General features: G+C 39.0%; 2 protein-coding genes. One reads left to right on the top strand and one right to left on the bottom strand.

Annotation, left to right across the window (positions count from 1 at the left end):
- The first annotated feature begins 621 nt into the window (after nucleotides 1-621).
- Nucleotides 622-1,206 (top strand): hypothetical protein, encoded by a 585-nt coding sequence (locus ACQ93I_RS17115; RefSeq protein ID WP_431699592.1) that lies wholly within the window; start codon nucleotides 622-624, stop codon nucleotides 1,204-1,206.
- Between the two features lie 321 nt (nucleotides 1,207-1,527).
- Here ACQ93I_RS17115 and ACQ93I_RS17110 read toward each other — a convergent pair.
- On the bottom strand, nucleotides 1,528-2,317 hold a 790-nt coding region (locus ACQ93I_RS17110; RefSeq protein WP_431699591.1), incomplete at its 5' end, for an IS110 family transposase.

Below are 2,317 nucleotides of genomic sequence, written 5' to 3'. Positions count from 1 at the left end.
TAAACCTGTCTCAATTCGAAACTCCTTGCTCGCTTGCAACGCCTGATTGTCCTGCGGACAATCAAGCTCGCCAGCTCGCACTGTTTTTATATGAGAACGTTGTACAAAATGCCGCGGACTGAAAATATAAGAGCAGATTTTCAGAAGTAAAATTCAAAAAAAAGAAGAATTGAAAATACCTTTTTTGAGAGGTAAGCAAATTAACTTTTAAATTAAAGATCAGCGGATTCTCACTCAGCCGGATTTAATTTTAAAAAAATAAATTTTAGATTTAACCAGACTATTCACCGGAATTTCAACTCAGACGGGAAACTTTGGTCTCAAATAAATAACGAATTTCAGTTTTCAATTGAATGTTTGGTCTTACTCAGTCGTAATCGGATAAAAATCAAAATTTGACGAAGTCGAGAATTATTATCTCAACCAGGAGAATATAATAAAATATAAAAACGGCTTACTCAGACGTGCGGCACATTTGTACAACAACGATTAACAAAAATGGCTTTTTTGAGAGATAAATTCCTATTTTTAATTCCATAAGAAAGAACCGTTACGCCGGACAAGTGGAACTTCCCTACTCGCCACTTTCGTTAACCGGGACGTTGTAGCACATTTATAGAAATGAATGTAAAAAAAGAAATTCTGACTCTGATTATGATTATGACTTGTGGCTTAATCTCTGCCCAAGTTGAAATTAGAGGAACTGTGCTCTCCGAACTGACCGGAATGAAACCCGAAGCGGATATTTATATTGAGGTACTAAAAAGCAGACATCCAGGAACTATGGCGGATAGCCTGGGAAAATTCCGGTTAGAATATCTGGAGCCCAATAAAGAATACTTACTCAAGATCTCAGCATTCGGATTTCCTACTCAAGAATTTGAAGCGATCACAAATACTGGAATAACAAACGAACTTTTTTTACTTAAAGCAGAATGTGAATTTGATGCGGAAAAAGCTGATTCGGACTGGAAAAATGGAAAGCCAAAATTATTGCTTTTCGGATCTATTGCGCCAGTAGCAAACACTAAAGCTGACGAGCGTTTTGAAAAGAATTACAAAATTGAATATTACGATTTTGGTTGTACACCTCCAGCAATGGATTGCTTAAAATTATACAACGAAAGAATCTTCGAACTAATGGACGAGAAGTACGGAAAGGAATGGCGAAAAAAGGTTCGTCCTGACGTAGAGTATTTGAATTAAAACGTGCTACAACAACGGTTCCTATGAAAAGCAATAATCGGCTTCTCTTCTAAAATTAATATTTAATTCTCGTTATTTCAATAGTTTATATTTTTTTAGCGCGTTGAATTCTTATTGAAGCTTTGCTTCAGTTAGAATTCAATGCAAAATAACCCGCTCCGCATCCTATTTGTGGTCACTCTTCTATTAGCGCCACCAGCATCATTATGATTGGTTAAATAAGCCCATCCACTAGCTAAAAAATGTGATCCTGAAATGGCCACCTACGTTGTTTTGTGGTATGGGCTTTTAATATTTTGAGCTTGGTCATTGGTTTATTACTTATGCTACCACCCCAATTTCATAAGGGGTTTTGGTTTTAATTACTGCTAAAGTCCGACTCAGTAACTTATGAGCCACTTTAACTATTATTTTCTTGACATCCTTGCCCAGATGCTGGCGGTAATAAGCCTGCATCACAGGATCTGTCCTGATTGCCTGCCAGGCAGCCTCCACAAAATAAGAGCGGATGAGTCTATGGCATCTCGGGTTCATTCCCTTGGATTTAGAATTAGCACCACTCTCGTAAATATTGGGAGCAAGCCCTACATAACCTGCAAGATGTTTAAGGCTGCTAAAACGTCTTAAATCACCCAGCTCGGCAATAATACCCACTGCTACAATACCTCCAATCCCCGGAATACTCCTTAGCAGATAGAAATCCTGTTTGAAATGTGTACGGCAATAGGCTCTCAACTTACTGGAAACATCACGAAGCTCCTTATCAGTGAAACGGAAATCACGCATCTTACTGGCCAGTGATTCCCTGGCAGTACCGTAGACAAATTCCTGACTATCTATCCAATGACGGAAATCGTGGCTCCAATGATCATTATCAAATTCGGGTGGAACCTTGACTCCGTAATAGAGCAACTGCATTTTTATGAGAGACTTAATTCTCCGTAGATCCTTCACCAGATCATTGCGGCGACGAAACAGACTTCGGAGTTCTTCACGTTCTATATCAGGAACTATGATACTTTGCAGTCGGCCGTCTTTGAGTTCGCGACTTATGAGCTGCGCATCGATTCGATCAGTTTTGGTGTAGCGTTCTTTTCCTTTCCGGTGAATG

The organism is Salinimicrobium sp. WS361, assembly GCF_050750585.1.
GTDB lineage: Bacteria > Bacteroidota > Bacteroidia > Flavobacteriales > Flavobacteriaceae > Salinimicrobium.
Note: the sequence above shows the minus strand (reverse complement) of the source record. Positions and strands in the feature narration are given on the sequence as shown.

Coding starts and splice junctions, on each gene's coding strand:
- ACQ93I_RS17115 (WP_431699592.1), top strand. CDS start 622: ATGAATGTAAAAAAAGAAATTCTGACTCTGATTATGATTATGACTTGT.